Consider the following 23497-nt stretch of genomic DNA (forward strand, 5'->3'; position numbering starts at 1 on the left):
GAGGCATTGATTGCTATGCACTTGTCTACACATCCGACCAGTTATCCAACGCGTTATCAGGAAATTGCCGCGAGACTTGAGCAGGAGCTTCGTCAACATTATCGCTGCGGTGACTATCTGCCCGCCGAGCATCAGCTTGCCGCGCGCTTCGAGGTAAACCGCCACACCCTGCGCCGCGCCATTGACCAGTTGGTTGAACGCGGTTGGGTTCAGCGTCGCCAGGGAGTCGGCGTGCTGGTGCTGATGCGCCCGTTCGACTACCCGCTGAATGCCCAGGCGCGCTTTAGTCAGAACCTGCTGGACCAGGGCAGCCACCCCACCAGTGAAAAACTGCTGGCGGTGCTGCGTCCGGCCTCCGGCCACATTGCCGATGCGCTCAGCATTAACGAGGGCGATAACGTGATTCACCTGCGCACCCTGCGCCGGGTAAACGGCATCGCACTGTGTCAGATCGACCACTATTTTTCCGACCTCACGCTGTGGCCGCTGCTGCAAGGCTTTAACAGCGGCTCACTGCACGATTACCTGCGCGAACAATCCGGTCTGACGCTGCTGCGCACGCAAACGCGCATCAGCGCCCGCCGTGCGCAGGCCAAAGAGAGCAAGGTGCTGGAAATCCCCAACATGGCGCCGCTGCTGTGCGTGCGCACTCTGAACCACCGTGAAGGCGAAGAACAGGCGGCGGAATATTCCGTCAGCCTGACCCGCGCCGACATGATCGAATTCACCATGGAGCACTGAATGCATTTCGATACCGCCACTCGCCAGCGCTGGATGCGCGCGCTGGCTTACAGCAATGCCGATGCCCTGAATGCGCGTATCAAGGCGCTCAAACTAACGCCGGACTATGAGCTTATCCGCGCCCCGGAAAGCGGACTGATGCAGATCCAGGCCCGTATGGGCGGCACCGGTAATCGCTTCTTTGCTGGCGACACCACGCTCACCCGCGCGGTTATTCGCCTGAAAAGCGGGACGCTGGGCTACAGCTACCTGCTGGGTCGCAATAAACAACACGCCGAGCAGTGTGCGGTCATTGACGCATTGCTGCAGGAACAAACGCATTTCCAGAACCTCATGGAAACCTTAATTGCCCCGCTGGAAGCGGAACGCGAGGCGCTGATTAGCGCCCGCCGTGCCGAAGTCAACGCCAGCCGGGTCGACTTCTTCACGCTGGTACGCGGAGATAACGCATGACCTTACAGACCGCATTTAATTTACCCGTTCAGGATGCTCAGCAGAGCTTTCGTCGCCTGCTGAAAGCCATGAGCGAACCGGGCGTAATCGTCGCCCTGCATCAACTGAAACACGGCTGGCAGCCGCTGGGTCTGGCGACCACCAGCGTGCTGCTGACCCTGGTCGATGGCGACACGCCGGTCTGGCTGGCGCCGTCGATGGATAACGATATCGCCCGGCAGAACCTGCGTTTTCACACCAACGCGCCGCTGGTGGATCAGCCGCAGCTGGCGGCCTTTGCCGTCACCGACGAACGTATCAGCAGCGAACAGCTAAATGCCCTCTCAGCCGGTTCCGCCGTCGCACCTGAAACCAGCGCCACGCTGATTGTGCAAGTTTCTGGCTTAAGCGGTGGACGCATGCTGCGTCTGACCGGCGCGGGCATCGCCGAAGAACGCATGATCGCGCCACAGCTGCCGGAATGCCTGATCCACGAGCTCACCGAACGCCCGCATCCGTTCCCGCTGGGGGTCGATCTGATCCTCACCTGCGGCGAACGCCTGCTGGCTATTCCGCGAACCACCCATGTGGAGGTGTGCTGATGTACGTCGCCGTCAAAGGGGGCGAAAAGGCGATAGCCAACGCCCACGCCCTGCAGGAAAACCGACGCCGGGGCGATGAGACCATTGCTGAACTGAGCGTGGCGCAAATCGAACAGCAGATGAACCTGGCCGTCGACCGGGTGATGACCGAAGGCGGCATCGCCGATCGCGAACTGGCTGCGCTGGCGCTCAAACAGGCCAGCGGCGATAACGTCGAAGCCATCTTTTTGCTCCGCGCTTACCGCACTACGCTGGCAAAGGTCGCTGTCAGCGAACCGGTTAACAGCGCAGAAATGCGCCTTGAGCGAAGAATCTCCGCGGTCTACAAGGATATTCCCGGCGGGCAGCTGTTGGGTCCAACCTATGACTATACCCATCGCCTGCTGGATTTTACCCTGCTGGCCAATGGCGAAACCCCGCCTCTGCGCAGCGCAGACGACGCGCAGGATGCCTCCCCGCACGTCTTTTCCCTGCTGGCGAACCAGGGCCTGGCAAAACGTGAAGAGGATGATGGCGCGACACCCGACGACATCACCCGCACGCCGCCGGTTTACCCCTGCTCACGCGCTTCACGTCTGCAACAGCTGATGCGTGGTGACGAGGGATATTTGCTGGCGCTGGCCTACTCCACCCAGCGCGGCTACGGGCGCAACCACCCGTTTGCCGCCGAAATCCGCAGCGGCTATGTGGCACTGGAAACCGTACCGGAAGAGCTGGGATTTGCGGTGAACGTCGGCGAACTGCTGATGACGGAATGTGAAATGGTCAACGGTTTTGTCGCGCCAGAAAATGAATCCCCCCATTTTACCCGCGGCTACGGGCTGGTGTTCGGTATGAGCGAACGTAAAGCGATGGCGATGGCGCTGGTGGACCGCGCCCTACAGGCAGCCGAATACGATGAAACGGTCACAGGACCGGCGCAGGACGAAGAGTTCGTGCTGGCGCATGCGGATAACGTCGAGGCGGCGGGTTTTGTTTCGCACCTCAAACTTCCCCATTACGTCGATTTCCAGGCCGAACTGGAACTGCTCAAACGCCTGCAACAGGAGGCCACCTGTGACCACTAACCTCTCCGGCTACAACTTTGCCTATCTTGATGAGCAGACCAAACGCATGATCCGCCGCGCAATTCTGAAAGCGGTAGCGATCCCCGGTTACCAGGTACCGTTTGGCGGACGTGAAATGCCGATGCCATACGGATGGGGAACCGGCGGCATTCAACTTACCGCCAGCGTGATTGGCGAGCCGGACGTGCTGAAAGTGATTGACCAGGGCGCGGACGACACCACTAACGCCGTATCGATTCGTAATTTCTTCAAGCGTGTGACCGGAGTGAATACCACTGAGCGTACGGAAGATGCGACGCTGATCCAGACCCGCCACCGCATCCCGGAGACGCCGCTGGTGGAAGATCAAATAATCATCTTCCAGGTACCGATCCCCGAGCCGCTACGCTTTATCGAACCGCGTGAAACGGAAACTCGCACCATGCACGCGCTGGAAGAGTACGGCATCATGCAGGTGAAACTGTATGAAGATATCGCCCGCTTCGGTCATATCGCCACCACTTACGCCTACCCGGTGAAGGTCAACGACCGCTACGTCATGGACCCGTCGCCCATCCCGAAATTCGACAATCCGAAGATGGACATGATGCCGGCCCTGCAACTGTTTGGCGCAGGCCGCGAAAAACGCATCTATGCCGTTCCACCTTACACCCGCGTGGAAAGTCTCGATTTCGACGATCACCCGTTTACCGTACAACGCTGGGATGAGCCTTGCGCCATTTGTGGCTCAACCCACAGCTATCTCGATGAAGTGGTGCTCGATGACAGCGGCAAACGCATGTTTGTCTGCTCCGACACCGATTACTGCCGCCAACAGAGCGAGGCCCTCAGCAAATGACGCAACCGCTGCTTTCAGTCAACAACCTGACCCATCTCTACGCGCCGGGCAAGGGCTTCAGCGATGTCTCTTTTGACCTGTGGCCAGGCGAAGTGCTGGGTATCGTCGGCGAGTCCGGTTCTGGCAAAACCACGCTGCTGAAATCGATCTCTTCACGGCTAACGCCGCAGAACGGTGAGATTTTGTATCAGAACCGTTCGCTGTACGGCATGAACGAGGCCGACCGTCGCCGTCTGCTGCGCACCGAATGGGGCGTGGTGCATCAGCATCCGCTGGATGGCCTGCGCCGTCAGGTCTCCGCCGGAGGCAATATCGGCGAACGCCTGATGGCCACTGGCGCGCGTCACTACGGCGACATCCGCGCCACCGCGCAGCGCTGGCTGGAGGAGGTGGAGATCCCTGCCTCGCGTATCGACGACCTGCCAACCACCTTTTCCGGCGGTATGCAGCAGCGCCTGCAGATCGCCCGCAACCTCGTCACCCATCCCAAACTGGTGTTTATGGACGAACCCACCGGCGGGCTGGACGTTTCGGTACAGGCCAAACTGCTGGACCTGCTGCGCGGCCTGGTGGTGGAACTGGATCTTGCAGTGGTCATTGTCACCCACGATTTGGGTGTGGCGCGTCTGCTGGCAGACCGTTTGCTGGTGATGAAACAGGGTCAGGTGGTGGAAAGTGGGTTAACCGACCGCGTGCTCGACGACCCGCACCATCCGTACACCCAGTTGCTGGTGTCGTCCGTTTTGCAGAACTAAGAGGCTCAAATGATCCGCGTTGAAAATGTCAGTAAAACTTTTGTGCTGCATCAGCAAAACGGCGTGCGTCTGCCGGTGCTGCAAAACGCCACGCTGGAAGTGAAAAATGGCGAATGCGTCGTGCTGCACGGTCACTCCGGCAGCGGAAAATCCACGCTGCTGCGCTCGCTGTACGCCAACTACCTGCCGGATGAAGGACACATCCACATTCGTCACAGCGATGAATGGGTGGATCTGGTGCAGGCTCCGGCGCGCAAAGTGCTGGAAGTTCGCCGTTCAACCATCGGTTGGGTAAGCCAGTTTCTGCGCGTGATCCCAAGGATTTCCGCGCTGGATGTGGTGATGCAACCGCTGCTGGATCTGGGCGTCCCCCGTGAGGCGTGCGCCGCCAAAGCGGCCAATCTTCTTACCCGCCTGAACGTACCAGAACGACTGTGGCATCTCGCGCCGTCGACCTTTTCCGGTGGCGAACAACAGCGCGTCAACATCGCCCGCGGGTTTATCGTCGATTACCCAATTTTGCTGCTCGATGAACCCACCGCCTCGCTGGACGCCAAAAACAGCGCCGCCGTCGTCGCATTGATTGAAGAAGCGAAAGCGCGCGGCGCGGCAATTGTCGGCATTTTTCACGATCAAACCGTGCGCGAACGCGTAGCGGATCGTCTGCATCTGATGGGAACAACAGCATGATTATCAACAATGTAAAGCTGGTGCTGGAAGATGACGTGGTGCAAGGATCGCTGGAAATTGAGGGCGGGATTATCCGCGCCTTTACTGAGAGTCAGAGCCGTTTACCAGAGGCGCTGGACGGCGAAGGCGGCTGGCTGCTGCCAGGGCTTATCGAGCTGCATACCGACAATCTCGACAAATTTTTTACCCCGCGCCCGAAGGTAGACTGGCCTGCCCACTCGGCAATGAGCAGCCACGACGCGCTAATGGTCGCCAGCGGCATTACCACCGTGCTGGACGCAGTGGCGATTGGCGATGTGCGCGACGGTGGTGACCGTCTGGAAAATCTGGAGAAGATGATCAACGCGGTGGAAGAGACGCAAAAGCGTGGGGTCAATCGCGCCGAGCACCGTCTGCATCTGCGCTGCGAGCTGCCGCATCACACTACCCTGCCGCTGTTTGAAAAACTGGTCGGTCGTGAGCCGGTGACGCTGGTGTCGCTGATGGATCATTCCCCCGGCCAGCGTCAGTTTGCCAATCGAGAGAAGTACCGCGAGTATTATCAGGGCAAGTATTCGCTCACCGACGAGCAGATGGCCCGTTATGAAGAAGAACAGTTAGCGCTGGCTGCGCGTTGGTCACAGCCCAACCGCACGGCGATTGCCCAGATGTGCCGTGAACGGCAGATTGCACTGGCGAGCCACGATGACGCCACCCACGATCATGTCCTTGAATCACATCAACTTGGCAGCGTGATCGCCGAATTTCCCACAACTTTCGAAGCCGCCGAAGCCTCACGCCAGCATGGCATGAACGTGCTGATGGGCGCGCCGAATATCGTGCGAGGCGGTTCTCACTCCGGCAACGTGGCGGCACATAGGCTGGCTGAGCTGGGGCTGCTGGATATTCTCTCCTCCGACTACTACCCCGCCAGCCTGCTCGATGCGGCATTTCGCGTAGCGGAGGACGACGCTAACCGCTTTACGCTGCCGCAGGCTATTCGTCTGGTGACCCGCAATCCAGCGCGGGCCTTAAATCTCGACGATCGCGGCGTTATTGCCGAAGGGAAACGCGCGGATCTGGTGCTGGCACACCGCAAAGGCGGCAACATCCATATCGACCACGTCTGGCGTCAGGGCAAAAGGGTATTCTGACTATGGGTAAACTGATCTGGCTGATGGGACCATCCGGCTCCGGTAAGGACAGTCTGCTGGCAGAACTTCGCCAGCAGGAACCGGCGCAACTACTGGTGGCACATCGTTACATCACCCGCGCCGCCAACGCCGGGAATGAAAATCATATTGCGCTAAGTGAACCAGAGTTTTTTACCCGCGCCGGGCAGAACCTGCTGGCGCTGAGCTGGCATGCCAACGGTTTGTACTATGGCGTCGGCGTGGAGATTGACCTCTGGCTGCACGCCGGGTTTGATGTGGTGGTCAACGGTTCACGCGCCCATCTGCCGCAGGCGCAGAGTCGTTATGGCACTTCTCTACTCCCCATTTGCTTACAGGTTTCCCCGGAGATTTTACGCCAGCGCCTGCTGGCACGTGGACGGGAGAGCGAAACGGAAATCGCCGCCCGCCTTGAACGCGCAGCGCGCTATGCGCCGTATGACTGCCACGTCCTGAACAACGATGGAAGTTTGCAACAGTCTGTCGCTACACTACTCACACTGATGGGACGCAAGGAGAAGAAACATGTCTGTCTGTGAATTACGCCGCGCCACGCTCTACGATACCGATGCGGTTTACGCGCTGGTCTGTGAGTTAAAGCAGGGTCAATTCGACCTGCAGGCTTTTAGCGCTGGCTACGCCGCCAATCTGCAGGATCCAAATATGCACTACCAGCTGGCGCTGCTCGACGGACAGGTCATCGGCTTGATCGGTCTACATTTGCAGTTTCATCTGCACCACGCTAACTGGATTGGTGAGATTCAGGAACTGGTAGTGATGCCACAGGCACGAGGGCTAAGCGTTGGCAGCCAGCTGCTGGCCTGGGCCGAAGCCACTGCGCGCGAAGCGGGGGCGGAAATGACCGAGCTTTCCACCAGCACGCAGCGTCTTGACGCGCACCGTTTTTACCAGCGCGAAGGCTATACCATGAGCCATTTTCGCTTCACCAAACCGCTGTAGGGGGAGCCATGAGTCTGACCATTACGCTAACGGGAACGGGCGGCGCACAGCTGGTGCCGACATTTGGCTGCGACTGTGCGGCCTGCCAACGGGCGCGTGTACAGGCGCAATATCGTCGACGCCCTTGTAGCGGGGTGGTCAAATTCAACAATGCGGTGACGCTGCTGGACGCGGGGATCCCCCATCTGATGGACGACTGGCCGGCAGGCAGTTTCCAGCAGTTCCTGCTCACTCATTACCATATGGATCATGTACAGGGACTGTTTCCGCTGCGCTGGGGGGTGGGAAAAACGATCCCGGTGTACGGCCCACCGGATGAACAGGGCTGCGACGATCTGTTTAAGCATCCCGGCATTCTTGATTTTAGCCAGACCGTCGCGCCGTTTGTGGTGTTCGATTTACAGGGATTGCAGGTGACCCCTTTACCGCTCAACCACTCTAAGCTGACGTTTGGCTATCTGCTGGAGACCGCGCACAGCCGCGTGGCGTGGCTCTCTGATACCGCCGGACTGCCCGACAAAACGCTGAAGTTTCTGCACAATAACCAACCGCAGGTGATTATCATCGACTGCAGCCACGCCCCGCGTAGCGAGCCACCGCGCAATCACTGTGATTTAAATACCGTTATCGCGTTGAACGACGTTATCCGCTGTCCACGGGTGATCCTGACGCATATCAGCCATCAGTTCGACCTGTGGATGATGGAAAACCAGCTTCCCGCAGGGTTTGAGGCAGGATATGACGGAATGGAGATTATGCTGGAGTAAGGAAATTTGCCGGATGCGATGAAAACATCTTATCCGGCCGACAAGACGATAGTCAGGCGACTTTTTTAGACTCGCTATTTCGCTGAGCGATAAAATCTTTAACCGAAACAATGCGGTTCAGTTCTTCTTGCGCCCGCATGTCATTTTCAACTTCCCACAGGTCAACCGCCGCCTGTAAGTTACGCCAGAAATCAACGGAGGTATCGAACGCTTTGGCCAAACGAAACGCCATATCCGTTGTTAATTTGCGATTATTGTTGACCAGTGCGCTCACCGTATTGCGATGAACATGCAGTATTTCAGCCAGATCGTTAATTTTCAGTTCGAGCGGCTCCAGGTATTCATATTGCAGGATATCACCCACAGTCGTTGGTTTTCTGGTTGCCTGTTTCATATCGTTACCTTAGATTTTCTCTAGTTCTAGTAGATGTGTGGATCTAAGTACACATCTTCGGCCTTACCGTTAACCCATTTAAATATTAATCGGTACTGCTTGTTTACTCTGATTGAAGAATATTCCTGTAATTTTCCGGTTAACTCTTCATATCTGTTACCGGGTGGCGAGCGCAAATCCCGATGCGAAACAGCCGCATTAATGATATCCAGCTTTCTGGCTAATGCAGTATGAATATCCGCTGGTATTTTTCTGTGCGATGTCGCCCGCTCAAAAAAATCTTCAAGCCATGTATCCCGAAAGCTCCTGATATTTAATGATTTAGACATTCCATTGCCGGCTCCTTTTCCATAAGCATAGAGAGATTATAATGCATACATGCACTGTGCTCAAGTGCATGTATTGACATAAAATGGCGAGATGTTGAGCTGACAGCTAAATCCCTTACAGGGGATAAAATATTCTTACATTTAGATAGTTACAGTTAACGATCGTAATCTTCTTCCATTCTGCGTTCTTCGTCTTCTAACTGACGCCGTTCTTGATCAAGTTGGCGCTGACGGTCATCCAGTTGGCGACGTCGATCTTCAAACTGGAGTCGCCTGTCATCATACTGCCTGCGCCGATCGTCACTCATCTGGCGTTCCCAGCCATTGTCGCGGGCGTCGTCGTAATCCCGCCCGTTATCGGGTTTGTATGCGTCGTTAATCGCCTGCTGAATATTGCCGATGGCTTCATCGATAATATCGGCCTGCGCCGAAACGGTGGTCACCATTAGCAGACTGAAAAGAAAGAATGTCAGGGAGCGTTGCATCAAACCCGCCTCATCAAGAAACACACCCCACGGTAATCAAAGCGTATTTGCGCGGGTAGCGGAGGAATCTCAATTACGTGCGAGTCGCAGCGCCTGCGCCAGTTCTCCTCGGGTAAACGGTTTACGCAATAGCGCCACATCCGGCAGCGCCGGGTTATGCGCCGGACGTAAATCCTGACCGCTAATCAGCAGAATGGTGAGCTGGGGGTAGTGCTTCAGCGCATGGTTGACGACATCCACCCCACTTAACCCTCCAGGCAGCATTAAGTCGCTGATAAAAATATCAATCTCGGAGGAAGCCGCCAGCATATGCAGCGCCTGTTCGCCGTTGGCGGCCTCCAGCGTCAGATAGCCCAGCAGATGCAACTGCTCACACAACGTCTGGCGCACGTCGGCCTCATCTTCGAGCACCAGTACCAGCTTTTCACAGCTGTTCGCCGCATGTTCCGCTATCGGTTCTGCCTGAATCTGTACCGGCACAACGGCGCGGGGAAGCTGTAACCGGACCGTGGTTCCCTGCCCCGGCGCGCTCTCAATTTCCACCCGACCACCGGATTGACGCACAAAGCCGTACACCATCGATAATCCCAGACCGCTGCCGCTGCCGGTCTGTTTGGTGGTGAAAAATGGCTCGAAGACCTGCGCTTTCACTTCCTGCGACATCCCACTTCCCTGGTCGGCTACCTCCAGCATCACCATGTCCTGCTTACGCCCATCGCTGCGCGTAACCCGTTGATTCCAGGTGCGGATTTTAATCGTGCCCGTCTGCCCGTCCATGGCGTCACGGGCGTTCATCACCAGATTGATAATGGCGTTTTCCAGTTGGCTGACGTCAATCCACGCGGGCCAGGCCGGAGACTGGGCTTCAATTTCCAGCGTCAGCGTGGCGGGTAGCGAATGACGCATCAACTCTCCCAGATTCTCCAGCAGCGTTTTCAGCTCTACCGCGTGCGGATGCAAAGACTGTTTGCGCGAAAAAGCCAGCAGCCGCTGGGTCAACTGCGCACCACGTTCAGCCGCTTTCAGCGCCCGATTGACCCGTGGCGCGTCGGGAGAATCCGGATCCACCAGATCCAGACTGCCGATAATCACCGCCAGCAGGTTATTAAAATCATGCGCTAATCCGCCCGTCAGCTGTCCTACCGCCTTCAGTTTCTGACTGTGCAGCAGCGCTTCCTCCAGCCCCTGACGCTCGGTGCGGTCGATTTCCATCTGCGTGGTTTTTTCTTTCAGCAGCCGGGTGGTGTGTTCGAGCGACGCCGTATTGCGGGCAAAGACGCTAAAGGCACGCGCCAGCTCGCCCAGCTCATCGCGCCGTTGCAGGGCCGGGACGCTGACGTCTGATTCCCCATGCGCCAGCCGGGTCATCGCCCGCGAAATGGCCGTCAGGTTAGAACCGAGATTACGGTAGATATACCACCCGGCAAAACCGGTGATCACCACCGCCAGCAGCGCAAACACTAAAATAAACAACGCGCCGGATTGCAGTTCCCGATGATTTTGCGCCACCCGCTGCTCGGAGATAATCGCCACCTGCGAGGCATACTGGTTGATATCGCTGTTGAGGATCGCCACCAACGCTTTGATGTGGAACATATACCAGCTGATCGCCAGATCGCTTTGTTCCAGTGCCGACGAAAGCGGCTCCAGCTTATGCAACTCCTGGTTGAAATCGTTGAGGATGTTGCTAATCAGGAGGTTGCTGGTTTGCAGAGGCAGCGCGGGCATCACCTCGTCCAGTTGTTTGATCACCGAACGCGGCGTGGGGGTTTCAATGGCAGCCACAATTAAGCGGTCTATTTGTCCCAGCAGCACGTCATCCTGCGCGCCGGTCAGCTTTTGCAGGTGACGCAAATAACTTTGATTCTGATACAGCGAACTGAGCAGCGCGTTACGTTCCAGGTGCCGCCGCTGACCGCGCTGCAACATACCTTCCACGCTGCTTTGTAGCTCCTGGCTGCGCTGGATAATTCGCTCGACCAGCACCGGCTCCTGCTGCGCCAGCGGCGCGGTAGCCAGTTGTTCAAGCGACTGCTTCAGCGCCCGCTGCGTCTCCTGCAGCCGCTCCGCTTCCCCTTTGTATTCCAGCGCCCCGACTACCTGCGACAACCGCACCGCCGCCGTCGCCACGTTCGCCGTATCACGCGCCAGATTCATGCTGCCGGTCATGTCGTCAACGGTTTGCTGCTGCACCTGCTCCTGGATCTGGCTGGCATGCTGAAATCCCAGCACCGCCACACCGCTCACCATCAGCGTGACCGCCACCACCAGCAGATTAAAGAACAGTAATCGTCCACGCGCACTGGCGAAAAAGTGACGTCCCGGTTGCGGCATATCACGCTCCGTGAAGAAAAATCGCAATATGACAAATATGAACGGCTTCTGACATTTTGCATTTACATTCCTGTGATGGACTGCTGATATCGGCCACCCCACAGGAGATCCGCCATGAGCAGGACACCGGTTCTGGAGATGCGCAACATTGCCAAAGCGTTTGGCAAATTTTACGCGCTGAAAGGGGTCGATTTAACGGTCTGGCCGGGCGAGATTCATGCCCTGATGGGCGAGAACGGTGCGGGGAAAAGCACCCTGATGAAGATCCTCGCGGGCGCCTATACCGCCACCAGCGGGGAGATCCTGATTGACGGTCAGCCGTTTCACATTCGTGGGCCAAAGGATGCGCTGAGCGCAGGCATCACGCTGATTTACCAGGAGATGCAGCTCGCGCCAAACCTGACGGTAGCGGAAAATATCTTTCTTGGCAGCGAGCTGTCGCGCGGCGGTCTGATCCAGCGTAAAGAGATGATCATGCAGTCACAGAAGGTTATCGACCGACTCGGCGCCCAGTTTAAGGCCAGCGACCGGGTAATGACGCTGACCATCGCCGAACAGCAGCAGGTTGAAATCGCCCGCGCCCTGCACCGTAACAGCCGCATTCTGGTGATGGATGAACCCACCGCCGCCCTCTCCTCACGTGAAACCCACCGCCTGTTTGAACTGATCATGCGCCTGCGCGATGAGGGGATGGCGATTATCTACATCAGCCACCGCATGGCGGAAGTGTACGAACTCTCGGACCGCGTCAGCGTCCTGCGCGACGGGCAATACGTCGGCAGCCTGACTCGCGACAAACTCAACGCCCCGGAGCTGGTGCGCATGATGGTGGGCCGTCCGTTAAGCGATCTGTTCAACAAAGAGCGCGATATTCCTTTGGGTAAAGCGCGCCTTAACGTCCACCACCTGACCGACGGCAATAAAGTCCAGCCGTGCAGCTTACTGGTGCGCTCCGGTGAGATTGTCGGCCTTGCGGGCTTAGTCGGCGCCGGGCGTTCTGAACTGGCGCAGCTGATTTTTGGCGTGCGTAAAGCCATCGGGGGCATGATTGAAGTGGACGGAGAACCGGTGGTGATCCACTCCCCGCGCGAGGCGATTGACCACGGTATTGGCTTTCTGACCGAGAACCGCAAAGAACAGGGACTCTTTCTGGAGCTGGCAGCGGCAGAGAACATCACCATGGCGACGCTGGAGCGCGACGCCACCTGGGGCATGCTCGATCGCAAAAAGGCGCAGGCAATTTCCGATGACGCCATCAAATTGCTCAACATCCGCGTGCCGCATGCACAGGTCCGCGCAGGCGGCTTGTCCGGCGGCAATCAACAAAAGCTGTTGATTTCGCGCTGGGTGGCGATCGGCCCACGCATTTTGATCCTCGATGAACCGACGCGCGGCGTGGACGTCGGTGCCAAAAGCGAGATCTACCGGATCATGAACGAGATGGCGCGCAAAGGCGTGGCGATCCTAATGATCTCCAGCGAACTGCCGGAAGTGGTCGGGATGAGCGATCGCGTGTACGTCATGCGCGAAGGCAGCATTGCCGGCGAGCTGGACGGACAAAGTATTACCCAGGAAAATATTATGACGCTGGCAACCGGCGTGAACGACTCCCATCATCAGGCGGTGTCCCATGAATAATCCAACCACTCCCCAGCAGGTGGCGAAATCCGCCTCCGCAAAAAAAATGCTGATGAGCGATCTGATGCAAACAGTCGGTATCTTACCGATTCTCATCCTGATAGTGGCGGTGTTTGGCTTTATCGCGCCTAACTTTTTTACCGAAAGCAACCTGCTGAATATTACCCGCCAGGCGTCGATCAACATCGTGCTGGCCGCTGGCATGACCTTCATTATTTTAACCGGCGGCATCGATCTTTCGGTTGGCTCCATTCTCGGCACCACTGCCGTTGCGGCCATGGTCGTTTCTCTTATTCCTGAGTTTGCCATGCTATCTATTCCGGCGGCGCTAATGCTCGGCATGGTACTGGGGTTGTTTAACGGGGCGCTGGTCGCTTTTGCCGGGCTGCCGCCGTTTATCGTCACGCTTGGAACCTATACCGCGCTGCGCGGCGCGGCCTATCTGTTGGCCGATGGCACCACGGTGATTAACTCCAACATCAGCTTTGAGTGGATCGGCAACAACTATCTCGGTCCGATTCCGTGGCTGGTGGTCATTGCGCTGGCGGTGGTGGTGGTGTGCTGGTTCATTCTTAGGCGCACCACGCTCGGCGTTCATATCTATGCGGTTGGCGGCAATATGCAGGCCGCGCGCTTAACCGGTATCAAAGTGTGGCTGGTGCTGCTGTTCGTCTACGGCATGAGTGGTTTGCTCTCGGGTCTTGGCGGGGTGATGAGCGCCTCGCGGTTGTACAGCGCCAACGGCAACTTAGGCATGGGTTACGAACTGGACGCCATCGCAGCGGTGATCCTCGGCGGCACCAGCTTTGTCGGCGGGATCGGCACCATCACCGGCACGCTGGTGGGGGCGCTGATTATCGCCACGCTCAACAACGGCATGACGCTGATGGGCGTCTCCTATTTCTGGCAACTGGTGATCAAAGGGGCGGTGATCATCATAGCGGTGCTGATCGACAAATACCGTACCCGACACCATCAAAGTGCATAGACAAGCTTACAGGCCTACTCATGCGTAGGCCTGATAAGCGCAGCGCCATCAGGCGTATAACAACAATACCCTACGTGAGGAAACGAGTATGCGTTTGAAGCCATTAGTTACCGCGCTCTGTGCTGGCGCACTGCTTGCTGCAGCTCCATTTGTGCAGGCGAAAGAACTGAAATCCATCGGCGTCACGGTGGGCGATCTGGCCAACCCGTTCTTCGTACAAATCACCAAAGGCGCGGAGCTGGAAGCGCGCAAACTGGCCGGTGATAACGTCAAAGTGACGTTGGTTTCCAGCGGCTACGATCTGGGCCAGCAGGTGTCGCAAATCGACAACTTTATTGCCGCCAAAGTCGACATGATCATCCTTAACGCCGCCGACTCCAAAGGCATCGGCCCGGCGGTAAAACGCGCGAAAGACGCCGGGATCGTGGTGGTTGCCGTTGACGTAGCGGCGGAAGGCGCAGACGCGACCATTACTTCCGATAACACCCAGGCAGGTGAAATGGCCTGTAAATACATTACCGACCGTCTGAAAGGCAAAGGCAACGTCGTCATCATCAACGGGCCGCCGGTTTCCGCCGTCCAGAACCGCGTGGAAGGCTGCCAGACCGAATTTAAACGCCACCCGGACATCAAGGTACTGTCGCATAACCAAAACGCCAAAGGCAGTCGCGAAGGCGGGCTGGAGATCATGACCGCGTTGCTGGCGGCGAATCCGAAGATCGACGGCGTATTCGCCATTAACGATCCCACGGCGATCGGCGCCGATCTGGCGGCAAAACAGGCGCAGCGTAGCGAATTCTTTATTGTCGGCGTAGATGGATCCCCAGACGGTGAAGAAGCGCTGAAGCGCGAAAACTCACTATTTGTGGCGACTCCGGCACAAGATCCGCAGGTGATGGCTGCCAAAGCGGTTGAAATCGGCTATGACATATTGCAGGGGAAACCCGCCCCGAAAGAACCCGTGCTGATCCCGGTGACGATGATCGATAAAAACAACGTCGGCAGTTATAAGGGTTGGACGGTTAAATAGCCCGCCACAACAACGCCGGTTGGCGGCAAAGATGCCTTATCCGGTCTACAAGATCGCTATGAATTTGTAGGCCGGATAAGCGCGGCGCCATCCGGCATTATATTAAGGAGGATTCAGCCGATGAAACGCTCCGCAATAAACGAGATCCTTGGCCACACGCGCCAGTTTTTCTCTCAGCACGACGTGCATCTCCCCCCTTTTGCCAGTTTCCCGCCGACCCAATGGCGCAAGCTTGATGCCGCTGCCTGGAGCGAAGTGTTCGACCTTAAGCTCGGTTGGGATGTCACCGCATTCGGCGGCAACAATTTCGCCGCGCAAGGATTAACGCTGTTCACCCTGCGTAATGGTTCGCCGAAAGGCATGCCTTACGAGAAATGCTACGCCGAGAAAATCATGCATGTTCGCGATGCGCAGGTCACGCCGATGCATTTTCACTGGCGCAAACGCGAAGACATTATCAATCGCGGCGGCGGCAATCTGATTGTCGAACTGTGGAATGCAGGGATCCGCGAGCAAACGGAAGACAGCGACGTTAGCGTGGTGATTGACGGCTGTCGACAAACCCATGCCGCGGGCAGCCAACTACGCCTGACGCCGGGTGAGAGCATCTGCCTGCCGCCGGGCCTGTATCACAGCTTCTGGGCGGAAAAAGGTTTTGGCGACGTGCTGGTTGGCGAGGTCTCTTCTGTTAATGACGACGACCACGACAACCATTTTCTGCAACCGATTTCCCGCTACAACGACATTGAAGAAGACGAACCGGCGCTGCTGGTGCTGTGTAACGAATATCGCCTGTTCCGCTAACCAAGGAGCGCATTATGCCGTTGATATCTCTCGCCGATGGGCTTGCCCATGCCCGCGAGCACCGCTATGCCTTAGGGGCATTTAACGTTCTGGACTCACACTTCCTGCGTGCGCTTTTTGCCGCGGCAAAGCAGGAACGTTCGCCGTTTATCATCAATATCGCCGAAGTGCATTTTAAATATATCTCGCTGGATTCTCTGGTCGAAGCGGTCAAGTTCGAAGCCGCCAGACATGACATTCCGGTAGTGCTGAATCTTGACCACGGCCTGCACTTTGAGTCGGTGGTGCGAGCGTTACGCTTAGGTTTCAGCTCAGTGATGTTCGATGGATCCACGCTGGAATATGAAGAAAATATCCGTCAAACCCGCGAAGTGGTGAAGATGTGCCACGCTGTCGGCGTGTCTGTGGAAGCTGAACTGGGCGCAGTGGGCGGTGATGAGGGCGGCGCGCTGTACGGTCATGCCGACGAGTCGCTATTCACCGACCCGATGATGGCGCGTGATTTCGTCGACAGAACCGGTATTGATGCGCTGGCGGTCGCCATTGGCAATGCCCACGGCAAATATAAAGGCGAACCGGTGCTCGACTTCCCGCGTCTGGACGCCATTCGCCAGCAGGCGGCGATCCCGCTGGTACTGCACGGCGGTTCCGGCATCAGCGACGACGATTTCCGTCGGGCAATCGAGCTTGGCATTCACAAAATAAACTTTTATACGGGCATGTCGCAGGCGGCGCTGTCGGCAGTGGAGACGCGGATGGCGAATCGTCAGCCCTTGTACGACGAATTCGCCGAACTGCTGCTCGGCATTGAAGAGGCCATTACTGATACCGTTTCAGAACAGATGCGTATTTTTGGCAGCGCGGGGCAAATCTGATGGAACGTAAAGGCATTATCGCCGCAGGCAACATGCTGGTCGATCATGTACATCAGATTGTGCAGTGGCCGGAGCGCGGCTGGTTGGCAGAAATCACCCGTAGCGAACGCGCCACGGGCGGTGCGCCGCTGAACGTGCTGCTTACACTGGCAAAAATGCACACCGGATTGCCGCTGCAGGCGGTGGGCTTAATTGGCAAGGACAGCGATGGCGATTACATCATGGCGATGCTGGAGCAGTATCACGTTAATCGCCAGCATGTTCAGCGCACAACATCAGCCCCTACGTCAATGTCGCAGGTGATGACCGACCCGAGCGGTCAGCGCACATTTTTTCATTCGCCCGGCGCAAATCGCCTGCTGGATCTGCCCGCTTTTGAGCAACTGGATACCTCGATGAAAATCTTCCATCTTGGCTATCTGCTGCTGCTCGACAGCCTGGACATGCCGGATGAAGAGTACGGCACGCGTAGCGCTCGGCTGCTGGCGCAAATGCGCGACAACGGCTTTGAAACATCGCTGGATCTGGTCTCACGCAAGGGCGACCCGCGCTACCAGCCTCTGGTGATGCCCGCCCTGCGCCATCTCGATTATCTGGTGATTAACGAGCTGGAAGCCGGAGAGTTCAGCGGGCTGGAGATCCGCCAGCCCAACGGCGAGCTGCATATCCCGCATATCGCTACCGCCGCGCGCGAATTATTGGGTGCAGGCGTACGCCAGCGGGTGGTTATTCACTGTCCGGAAGGTGCCTGGGGTGAAGCGCCGGATCTGCCGGGCGTCTGGATCCCATCGCAGTACCTGGCGCAGGAGGAGATCGTTGGCAGCGTCGGGGCGGGTGATGCGTTTTGCGCCGGATTTTTGTATGGCTGTCATGAGCGCTGGTCGCTGACGGACAGCGTCAGGTTGGCACACGCCTGTGCGCGGGCAAGCTTGCTGTGCGCCAATGCGATAGACGGCGCGAAGACGCTGGCAGAGTTAAAAGCCGGAATGGCTGTTGCCTGATGCGCTACACTTATCAGGCCTACGAGGTCGTTATCGCTTTTGTAGGCCGGATAAGGCGTTTACGCCGCCTTGTCGTGATGCTGCACGTCGGCGGCGAATACATAGCCCAGCCCGCGCAGGGTTTTGATCAACATCGGTTGATGCGGGTTAATCTCTATTTTTCGCCGCAATCGCATGATTAACACGTCAATAGTGCGGTCAAACACCTCAACGCTGTCGCTGCGCGTCAATTCCAGCAATTGTTCCCGACTGAGCACCCGACGGGCGTTCTGTGCCAACGCTAGCAGCAAACTGTATTCACCCTGCGTCAGTTCAACCTTCAATTGCTGAGGATTACGTAACTGACAACCTGCAGTGTCCAGATGCCAGCCATTAAAGGATAACCCCGTAGTTTGTGGGCCGCTGCTTTCGGGTGTTAACACACCGACGCGTCTGAGCACCGCCTTCACCCGCGCCACCAGCACCCGGGCATTGAACGGTTTACCGATGTAATCGTCAGCGCCCATTTCCAGTCCGACCACCACATCCGACTCGCTGCCAAGCCCGGTCAGCATCACCACCGGCAGTCCGGGCCTCATCTTTTGCACCTGCTGCAACACCATCAGACCGTTGATATCGGGCAACATCATGTCCAATAACACCAGCGCGATCTCCGGCTGAGTATCAATGCAACGCAGCGCCTCCTGCCCGGTATGACAAGCAGTCACTGCAAAGACGTGTTCGCTCAGCACATCCTGTAAAAGCGAGCAGACCGCCACGTCATCATCCACAACCAGTATGGCTGGCTTCATTGTTTTTCCCCATTTCTGGCCAACTTAAATGAGTGTGATTGATTCTGCCCAGAGTGACAGCGATAAGGCACAAGGATGTGTGGGAAACATAACCTCGGTCACACTGCCGGGGCGTCACGTATTGGAGATTCGTCACGTCAAATATGACGACAGCCTGTTTTTCGTCAGGGTTTTGCGCAAAATTCGCCCGTAATATCGATGAATGCCCCTGATAAAAACATGGCATAAAAGATGCATAACCACAGCGACAAGCGCGTATGCGCGATTTGATTAACTGGAGCGAGACCGATGAAAAAAGTCGTCACGGTTTGCCCATATTGCGCATCAGGTTGCAAAATCAACCTGGTGGTCGATAACGGCAAAATCGTCCGGGCTGAAGCGGCGCAGGGGAAAACCAACCAGGGTACCCTGTGTCTGAAGGGCTACTACGGCTGGGATTTTATCAATGATACCCAGATCCTGACCCCTCGTCTGAAAACCCCAATGATCCGTCGCCAGCGTGGCGGCAAACTGGAATCCGTTTCCTGGGATGAAGCGCTTAATTACGTCGCCGATCGCCTGAGCGCCATCAAAGCGAAGTATGGCCCGGACGCCATTCAGACGACCGGTTCATCTCGCGGTACGGGTAACGAAACCAACTATGTAATGCAAAAATTCGCGCGCGCCGTTATTGGTACCAATAACGTTGACTGCTGCGCTCGCGTCTGACACGGCCCTTCGGTTGCAGGTCTGCACCAATCGGTCGGTAACGGCGCAATGAGTAATGCTATCAATGAAATTGATAACACCGATTTAGTGTTCATCTTCGGGTATAACCCGGCGGATTCCCACCCGATCGTGGCGAATCACGTGATTAACGCTAAACGTAACGGGGCGAAAATTATCGTCTGCGATCCGCGCAAAATTGAAACTGCGCGTATTGCTGACATGCACATCGCGTTGAGAAACGGCTCGAATATCGCGCTGCTTAACGCTATGGGTCATGTCATCATCGAAGAAAAACTGTACGACCAGGCGTTCGTCGCCTCGCGTACGGAAGGATTCGAAGAGTACAGCAAGATTGTCGAAGGCTACACGCCGGAGTCCGTCGAAGATATCACGGGCGTGAGCGCGCACGATATCCGTCAGGCTGCACGTATGTATGCCACGGCGAAAAGTGCGGCCATCCTGTGGGGCATGGGTGTTACCCAGTTCTATCAGGGCGTGGAAACCGTGCGTTCACTGACCAGCCTAGCAATGCTGACCGGTAACCTCGGTAAGCCAAGCGTCGGCGTTAACCCGGTTCGTGGCCAGAACAACGTTCAGGGCGCATGCGATATGGGCGCGCTGCCGGATACCTATCCGGGCTATCAGTACGTGAAAGATCCGGCTAACCGCGAGAAATTCGCCAAAGCCTGGGGCGTGGAAAGCCTGCCTGCACATACCGGCTATCGCATCAGCGAGCTGCCGCACCGTGCGGCCCATGGCGAAGTTCGTGCGGCCTACATTATGGGTGAAGATCCATTACAGACCGACGCTGAGCTTTCCGCGGTACGTAAAGGCTTTGAGGATCTGGAACTGGTCATCGTACAGGATATCTTCATGACCAAAACCGCCGCTGCCGCAGACGTTATTTTACCGTCTACGTCATGGGGTGAGCATGAAGGCGTATTCTCCGCGGCTGACCGTGGCTTCCAGCGCTTCTTTAAAGCCGTTGAGCCGAAGTGGGATCTGAAAACGGACTGGCAGATTATCAGTGAAATCGCCACCCGTATGGGCTATCCGATGCACTACAACAACACCCAGGAAATCTGGGACGAGTTGCGTCATCTGTGCCCGGATTTCTACGGTGCCACTTACGAGAAGATGGGCGAACTGGGTTATATCCAGTGGCCTTGCCGCGACACCTCCGATGCCGACCAGGGGACGTCTTACCTCTTCAAAGAGAAGTTCGACACCCCGAACGGCCTGGCGCAGTTCTTCACTTGTGACTGGGTAGCGCCAATCGACAAACTCACCCCAGAGTACCCAATGGTACTATCAACGGTGCGTGAAGTCGGCCACTACTCTTGCCGTTCGATGACCGGTAACTGTGCGGCGTTGGCCGCGCTGGCGGATGAACCGGGCTATGCCCAGATCAACACCGCCGACGCAGAACGCCTGGGCATCCAGGATGAAGAGCTGGTGTGGGTGAACTCGCGTAAAGGTCGGGTCATTACCCGTGCGGCAGTCAGCGATCGTCCAAACAAAGGCGCGATTTACATGACCTACCAATGGTGGATTGGGGCCTGTAATGAGCTGGTAACCGAGAACTTGAGCCCGATTACCAAAACGCCGGAGTACAAGTACTGTGCCGTTAACGTTGAACGCATTGCCGATCAGCGCGCCGCCGAACAGTATGTGATTGATGAGTACACCAAGCTGAAAGCCAGCCTGCGCGAAAGCGCGATGGGTTAATCCGTTTTCGTACCTGTTCTGCAACAGCCTCCGCCCGGAGGCTGTTTTTTTATCCATACGATCTCTTTATACTGTTCATTCCGTACCCTAAATAAAACTCAAAATGAAACAACTCATTGCATTGATGTTCTTTATGACATTCTTTGCCCATGCCAGTGATACTGAGCCAGGAAGCCAGTACTTACAGGCCGCTGAGGCAGGAGACCGACGCGCACAATACTTTCTCGCCGATACCTGGTTTAGTTCAGGCGATTTGAGCAAAGCCGAATACTGGGCGCAAAAAGCAGCCGACAACGGCGATGCGGATGCCTGGGCCTTACTGGCGCAAATTAAGATAACCAACCCGGTCAGTCTGGATTATCCACAAGCCAAAACGCTGGCCGAAAAAGCGACCGAGGCAGGCAGTAAGGCGGGGGAAATTACGCTGGCGAGAATTCTGGTGAACACGCAGGCTGGACGCACAGATTACCCCAAAGCCATTACATTGCTGCAAAACGCCTCTGAAGATCTGGAAAATGACTCCACTGTCGATGCACAAATGCTGCTCGGACTGATCTACGCCAATGGCGTGGGTATTCCTGCTGACGATGAAAAGGCCACATGGTATTTCAAGCGCAGCTCGGCCATCTCCCGCACCGGTTATTCCGAGTACTGGGCCGGAATGATGTTCTTAAACGGCGAGCAGGGGTTTATCGTGAAGAATAAACAGAAGGCGCTGCACTGGCTGAATCTGAGCTGTATGGAAGGATTTGATACCGGCTGTGAAGAGTTTGAAAAGCTAACCAATGGTTGATGCTGGTTGCCGGATGGCGCTACGCTTATCAGGCCTACACATCCTTTGTAGGCCTGATAAGACGCGTGAGCGTCGCCATCAGGCACCCATCACTAATTACTGCGCGGTCTTATCAAATTTACCCAGCATCTCGCGCTCGTAAGCCAGCGCTTTCTTGCGGTCAAACTTGTGTTCCCACTTGGCGATTACCAGCACCGCCAGTGCATTCCCCACCACGTTCAGCGCGGTACGCGCCATGTCGAGGATACGGTCAACGCCGGCGATAAACGCCAGGCCTTCCAGCGGGATCCCGACGCTGCCAAGCGTAGCCAGCAGTACGACGAAGGAGACGCCCGGCACGCCTGCAATCCCTTTCGAGGTGACCATCAACGTCAGCACCAATACGATTTCCTGCCATAGTGACAGGTCGATACCGTACAGCTGCGCAATGAAAATAGCGGCAATACTCTGGTACAACGTTGAGCCATCAAGGTTAAATGAGTAACCGGTCGGCACCACAAAGCTGGTAATTGAGGCTGGCGCGCCATAGGCTTCCATTTTCTCAATAATACGCGGCAGTACGCTCTCAGAACTGGCGGTTGAATACGCCAGAATCAGCTCATCTTTCAGGATACGGATTAAGATCCAGATACTCAGACCACAGACACGCGCCACGATACCCAGCACCACCAGCGCAAAGAACAGGATGGCAAAATGCACCAACAGTACCAGCTTCGCCAGCGGCCACAGTGAGGCAAAACCGAAGTTCGCGACGGTCACAGCAATCAGCGCAAAAACGCCAACCGGCGCGTAGCGCATCACCATGTGCGTCACTTTAAACATGGTTTCGGAAATAGAGCGGAACACGGTCACCAGCGGCTCGCGGTGAGTAGCTGGCAGCGAAGACAAGCCTAAACCGAATAACACCGAAAAGAAGATAATCGGCAGCATGTCGCCTTTCGCCATCGATGCGACGATGTTGGTCGGCACCAGTGACAAAATCGTGCCCATCAGGCCATGCGCGTGGCTTTGCACTTCTGCGGTTGTATTTTGATATTTCGAAATATCCACAGTCGCCAGCTGCGACATATCAATCCCGGAACCCGGTTGAAACACGTTCGCCAGCGTAATGCCGAGAATAATGGCGATGGTGGTGATCACTTCGAAATAGAGAATGGTTTTGGCGCCAATACGGCCCAGCTGTTTGGCATCGCCTACCCCGGCAATACCCACAACCAGCGTGGAGATAACAATCGGCACGACAATCATTTTAATCAGGTGGATAAAGATATCACCCGCCGGTTGCAACAGGTTTAACACCAGCCATTCGCGGCTGTCACTATGGTAATGCAGGTAACTCCCCAGCAAAATGCCCAGCACCATGGCGATGAGGATCTGCCATGCCAGGCTGACTTTCAAATTTTTCATAACAACGGACTTCCTCGATGGAGCGCTATTCCGCATATAAAAATGCGAGAACAGTACATACTGAAAGGGTATGATTTGTGTTGCGTTCGTTTATAGAGTTTTTTAACGCTTATTATCATTATCATTTGCACGCTATCTCGCGCAAGCCTTTCAGAACAGGGGGTTTAGCTGAAATTATGCATAAAAACG

The 23497-nt window shown here is 56.4% G+C and carries 25 protein-coding genes; 19 read left to right on the top strand and 6 right to left on the bottom strand.

The annotated features are described in order from the left end of the window. The first annotated feature begins 15 nt into the window (after positions 1-15). From phnF to phnP, 11 genes are read left to right on the top strand one after another with little or no spacing between them, the layout of a single operon-like run. Positions 16-741: a phosphonate metabolism transcriptional regulator PhnF gene (gene phnF / locus FDX03_RS09480; RefSeq protein ID WP_061067052.1), complete on the top strand. Its 726-nt coding sequence runs from the start codon at positions 16-18 to the stop codon at positions 739-741. Beyond that, positions 742-1194, top strand: coding sequence for a phosphonate C-P lyase system protein PhnG (phnG, locus tag FDX03_RS09485; RefSeq protein WP_048213880.1), 453 nt, complete (start codon positions 742-744; stop codon positions 1192-1194). Then, positions 1191-1775 carry a phosphonate C-P lyase system protein PhnH gene (phnH, locus tag FDX03_RS09490; RefSeq protein WP_048213881.1) on the top strand — a complete coding sequence of 195 codons (585 nt, stop codon included), beginning with the start codon at positions 1191-1193 and terminating at the stop codon, positions 1773-1775. Before phnG ends, phnH begins: the two co-directional genes overlap by 4 nt. Then, positions 1775-2842 carry a carbon-phosphorus lyase complex subunit PhnI gene (locus FDX03_RS09495; protein WP_137345841.1) on the top strand — a complete coding sequence of 356 codons (1068 nt, stop codon included), beginning with the start codon at positions 1775-1777 and terminating at the stop codon, positions 2840-2842. Before phnH ends, FDX03_RS09495 begins: the two co-directional genes overlap by 1 nt. A 46-nt stretch (positions 2843-2888) precedes the next feature. Beyond that, entirely contained in the window at positions 2889-3680 is a 792-nt protein-coding gene (gene phnJ, locus FDX03_RS09500) for an alpha-D-ribose 1-methylphosphonate 5-phosphate C-P-lyase PhnJ (RefSeq protein ID WP_249357028.1), read from the top strand. Further along, positions 3677-4435: a phosphonate C-P lyase system protein PhnK gene (gene phnK, locus FDX03_RS09505; RefSeq protein ID WP_003826710.1), complete on the top strand. Its 759-nt coding sequence runs from the start codon at positions 3677-3679 to the stop codon at positions 4433-4435. The genes phnJ and phnK overlap by 4 nt, the downstream gene beginning before the upstream one ends. A 9-nt stretch (positions 4436-4444) precedes the next feature. Further along, positions 4445-5125 (top strand): phosphonate C-P lyase system protein PhnL, encoded by a 681-nt coding sequence (phnL, locus tag FDX03_RS09510; protein WP_137345843.1) that lies wholly within the window; start codon positions 4445-4447, stop codon positions 5123-5125. Beyond that, a complete protein-coding gene (phnM, locus tag FDX03_RS09515; RefSeq protein ID WP_137345844.1) occupies positions 5122-6258 on the top strand; it encodes an alpha-D-ribose 1-methylphosphonate 5-triphosphate diphosphatase in 1137 nt (378 codons plus the stop codon). The genes phnL and phnM overlap by 4 nt, the downstream gene beginning before the upstream one ends. Before the next feature lie 2 nt (positions 6259-6260). Next, positions 6261-6815 carry a ribose 1,5-bisphosphokinase gene (phnN, locus tag FDX03_RS09520; protein WP_101742857.1) on the top strand — a complete coding sequence of 185 codons (555 nt, stop codon included), beginning with the start codon at positions 6261-6263 and terminating at the stop codon, positions 6813-6815. Then, positions 6802-7236 (top strand): aminoalkylphosphonate N-acetyltransferase, encoded by a 435-nt coding sequence (gene phnO / locus FDX03_RS09525; protein ID WP_137345845.1) that lies wholly within the window; start codon positions 6802-6804, stop codon positions 7234-7236. Before phnN ends, phnO begins: the two co-directional genes overlap by 14 nt. An 8-nt stretch (positions 7237-7244) precedes the next feature. Continuing rightward, a complete protein-coding gene (gene phnP / locus FDX03_RS09530; protein WP_137345846.1) occupies positions 7245-8003 on the top strand; it encodes a phosphonate metabolism protein PhnP in 759 nt (252 codons plus the stop codon). Positions 8004-8055: 52 nt separating this feature from the next. On the opposite strand, the gene FDX03_RS09535 is transcribed toward phnP, so the two are convergent. The 4 genes from FDX03_RS09535 to FDX03_RS09550 all read right to left on the bottom strand — a co-directional run bounded on the left by FDX03_RS09535 (position 8056) and on the right by FDX03_RS09550 (position 11545). Continuing rightward, positions 8056-8397, bottom strand: a complete 342-nt coding sequence (locus tag FDX03_RS09535) for a HigA family addiction module antitoxin (RefSeq protein WP_048213890.1) — start codon at positions 8395-8397, stop codon at positions 8056-8058. A gap of 26 nt (positions 8398-8423) precedes the next feature. Further along, on the bottom strand, positions 8424-8726 hold the full coding sequence (locus tag FDX03_RS09540) for a type II toxin-antitoxin system RelE/ParE family toxin (RefSeq protein WP_046671374.1): 303 nt from the start codon (positions 8724-8726) through the stop codon (positions 8424-8426). 155 nt (positions 8727-8881) lie between these two features. Continuing rightward, positions 8882-9211: a DDRRRQL repeat protein YjdP gene (yjdP, locus tag FDX03_RS09545; protein WP_137345847.1), complete on the bottom strand. Its 330-nt coding sequence runs from the start codon at positions 9209-9211 to the stop codon at positions 8882-8884. 69 nt (positions 9212-9280) lie between these two features. Beyond that, on the bottom strand, positions 9281-11545 hold the full coding sequence (locus FDX03_RS09550) for a hybrid sensor histidine kinase/response regulator (RefSeq protein WP_137345848.1): 2265 nt from the start codon (positions 11543-11545) through the stop codon (positions 9281-9283). A 114-nt stretch (positions 11546-11659) separates the two neighbouring features. Here FDX03_RS09550 and FDX03_RS09560 point away from each other — a divergent pair, with 114 nt between their 5' ends. The 6 genes from FDX03_RS09560 to FDX03_RS09585 all read left to right on the top strand — a co-directional run bounded on the left by FDX03_RS09560 (position 11660) and on the right by FDX03_RS09585 (position 17881). Next, positions 11660-13183, top strand: a complete 1524-nt coding sequence (locus FDX03_RS09560) for a sugar ABC transporter ATP-binding protein (RefSeq protein ID WP_137345849.1) — start codon at positions 11660-11662, stop codon at positions 13181-13183. Continuing rightward, positions 13176-14171 carry a ribose ABC transporter permease gene (locus FDX03_RS09565; protein ID WP_137345850.1) on the top strand — a complete coding sequence of 332 codons (996 nt, stop codon included), beginning with the start codon at positions 13176-13178 and terminating at the stop codon, positions 14169-14171. The genes FDX03_RS09560 and FDX03_RS09565 overlap by 8 nt, the downstream gene beginning before the upstream one ends. Positions 14172-14259: 88 nt before the next feature. Continuing rightward, the gene (locus FDX03_RS09570) at positions 14260-15201 is read left to right on the top strand and encodes an ABC transporter substrate-binding protein (RefSeq protein ID WP_101742853.1); all 942 of its coding nucleotides are present in this window, start codon (positions 14260-14262) and stop codon (positions 15199-15201) included. Between the two features lie 120 nt (positions 15202-15321). Beyond that, entirely contained in the window at positions 15322-16005 is a 684-nt protein-coding gene (locus FDX03_RS09575) for a D-lyxose/D-mannose family sugar isomerase (RefSeq protein ID WP_137345851.1), read from the top strand. Between the two features lie 14 nt (positions 16006-16019). Beyond that, positions 16020-16880, top strand: coding sequence for a ketose 1,6-bisphosphate aldolase (locus tag FDX03_RS09580; RefSeq protein WP_061067036.1), 861 nt, complete (start codon positions 16020-16022; stop codon positions 16878-16880). After that, positions 16877-17881 (top strand): carbohydrate kinase family protein, encoded by a 1005-nt coding sequence (locus FDX03_RS09585; protein WP_137345852.1) that lies wholly within the window; start codon positions 16877-16879, stop codon positions 17879-17881. The genes FDX03_RS09580 and FDX03_RS09585 overlap by 4 nt, the downstream gene beginning before the upstream one ends. A 59-nt stretch (positions 17882-17940) precedes the next feature. Here the strand turns inward: FDX03_RS09585 and FDX03_RS09590 are convergent, their stop codons facing one another. After that, on the bottom strand, positions 17941-18672 hold the full coding sequence (locus tag FDX03_RS09590) for a response regulator transcription factor (RefSeq protein ID WP_137345853.1): 732 nt from the start codon (positions 18670-18672) through the stop codon (positions 17941-17943). A gap of 288 nt (positions 18673-18960) precedes the next feature. Here FDX03_RS09590 and fdhF point away from each other — a divergent pair, with 288 nt between their 5' ends. Both fdhF and yjcO read left to right on the top strand, forming a co-directional pair. After that, positions 18961-21108, top strand: a complete 2148-nt coding sequence (fdhF, locus tag FDX03_RS09595) for a formate dehydrogenase subunit alpha (protein WP_082193781.1) — start codon at positions 18961-18963, stop codon at positions 21106-21108. A gap of 103 nt (positions 21109-21211) precedes the next feature. Further along, positions 21212-21901: a Sel1 family TPR-like repeat protein YjcO gene (gene yjcO, locus FDX03_RS09600; protein WP_124021066.1), complete on the top strand. Its 690-nt coding sequence runs from the start codon at positions 21212-21214 to the stop codon at positions 21899-21901. A 96-nt stretch (positions 21902-21997) separates the two neighbouring features. Here yjcO and gltP read toward each other — a convergent pair whose 3' ends face one another. Next, positions 21998-23308 (bottom strand): glutamate/aspartate:proton symporter GltP, encoded by a 1311-nt coding sequence (gene gltP, locus FDX03_RS09605; RefSeq protein ID WP_048213908.1) that lies wholly within the window; start codon positions 23306-23308, stop codon positions 21998-22000. Positions 23309-23497: the final 189 nt, after the last annotated feature.

It is taken from the genome of Citrobacter sp. wls827 (assembly GCF_005280875.1).
In the GTDB taxonomy this organism is placed as follows: domain Bacteria; phylum Pseudomonadota; class Gammaproteobacteria; order Enterobacterales; family Enterobacteriaceae; genus Citrobacter; species Citrobacter youngae.

Bases quoted from the DNA above. Each gene is read 5' to 3' on its own strand.
- FDX03_RS09575 (WP_137345851.1), top strand. From the start codon at position 15,322: ATGAAACGCTCCGCAATAAACGAGATCCTTGGCCACACGCGCCAGTTT.
- FDX03_RS09495 (WP_137345841.1), top strand. From the start codon at position 1,775: ATGTACGTCGCCGTCAAAGGGGGCGAAAAGGCGATAGCCAACGCCCAC.
- FDX03_RS09580 (WP_061067036.1), top strand. From the start codon at position 16,020: ATGCCGTTGATATCTCTCGCCGATGGGCTTGCCCATGCCCGCGAGCAC.
- FDX03_RS09535 (WP_048213890.1), bottom strand. From the start codon at position 8,397: ATGAAACAGGCAACCAGAAAACCAACGACTGTGGGTGATATCCTGCAA.
- yjcO (WP_124021066.1), top strand. From the start codon at position 21,212: ATGAAACAACTCATTGCATTGATGTTCTTTATGACATTCTTTGCCCAT.
- phnO (WP_137345845.1), top strand. From the start codon at position 6,802: ATGTCTGTCTGTGAATTACGCCGCGCCACGCTCTACGATACCGATGCG.
- FDX03_RS09550 (WP_137345848.1), bottom strand. From the start codon at position 11,545: ATGCCGCAACCGGGACGTCACTTTTTCGCCAGTGCGCGTGGACGATTA.
- phnG (WP_048213880.1), top strand. From the start codon at position 742: ATGCATTTCGATACCGCCACTCGCCAGCGCTGGATGCGCGCGCTGGCT.
- phnK (WP_003826710.1), top strand. From the start codon at position 3,677: ATGACGCAACCGCTGCTTTCAGTCAACAACCTGACCCATCTCTACGCG.
- phnH (WP_048213881.1), top strand. From the start codon at position 1,191: ATGACCTTACAGACCGCATTTAATTTACCCGTTCAGGATGCTCAGCAG.
- phnP (WP_137345846.1), top strand. From the start codon at position 7,245: ATGAGTCTGACCATTACGCTAACGGGAACGGGCGGCGCACAGCTGGTG.
- phnJ (WP_249357028.1), top strand. From the start codon at position 2,889: ATGATCCGCCGCGCAATTCTGAAAGCGGTAGCGATCCCCGGTTACCAG.
- phnL (WP_137345843.1), top strand. From the start codon at position 4,445: ATGATCCGCGTTGAAAATGTCAGTAAAACTTTTGTGCTGCATCAGCAA.
- FDX03_RS09540 (WP_046671374.1), bottom strand. From the start codon at position 8,726: ATGTCTAAATCATTAAATATCAGGAGCTTTCGGGATACATGGCTTGAA.
- phnF (WP_061067052.1), top strand. From the start codon at position 16: ATGCACTTGTCTACACATCCGACCAGTTATCCAACGCGTTATCAGGAA.
- phnM (WP_137345844.1), top strand. From the start codon at position 5,122: ATGATTATCAACAATGTAAAGCTGGTGCTGGAAGATGACGTGGTGCAA.
- FDX03_RS09570 (WP_101742853.1), top strand. From the start codon at position 14,260: ATGCGTTTGAAGCCATTAGTTACCGCGCTCTGTGCTGGCGCACTGCTT.
- FDX03_RS09565 (WP_137345850.1), top strand. From the start codon at position 13,176: ATGAATAATCCAACCACTCCCCAGCAGGTGGCGAAATCCGCCTCCGCA.
- phnN (WP_101742857.1), top strand. From the start codon at position 6,261: ATGGGTAAACTGATCTGGCTGATGGGACCATCCGGCTCCGGTAAGGAC.
- yjdP (WP_137345847.1), bottom strand. From the start codon at position 9,211: ATGCAACGCTCCCTGACATTCTTTCTTTTCAGTCTGCTAATGGTGACC.
- gltP (WP_048213908.1), bottom strand. From the start codon at position 23,308: ATGAAAAATTTGAAAGTCAGCCTGGCATGGCAGATCCTCATCGCCATG.
- FDX03_RS09560 (WP_137345849.1), top strand. From the start codon at position 11,660: ATGAGCAGGACACCGGTTCTGGAGATGCGCAACATTGCCAAAGCGTTT.
- FDX03_RS09590 (WP_137345853.1), bottom strand. From the start codon at position 18,672: ATGAAGCCAGCCATACTGGTTGTGGATGATGACGTGGCGGTCTGCTCG.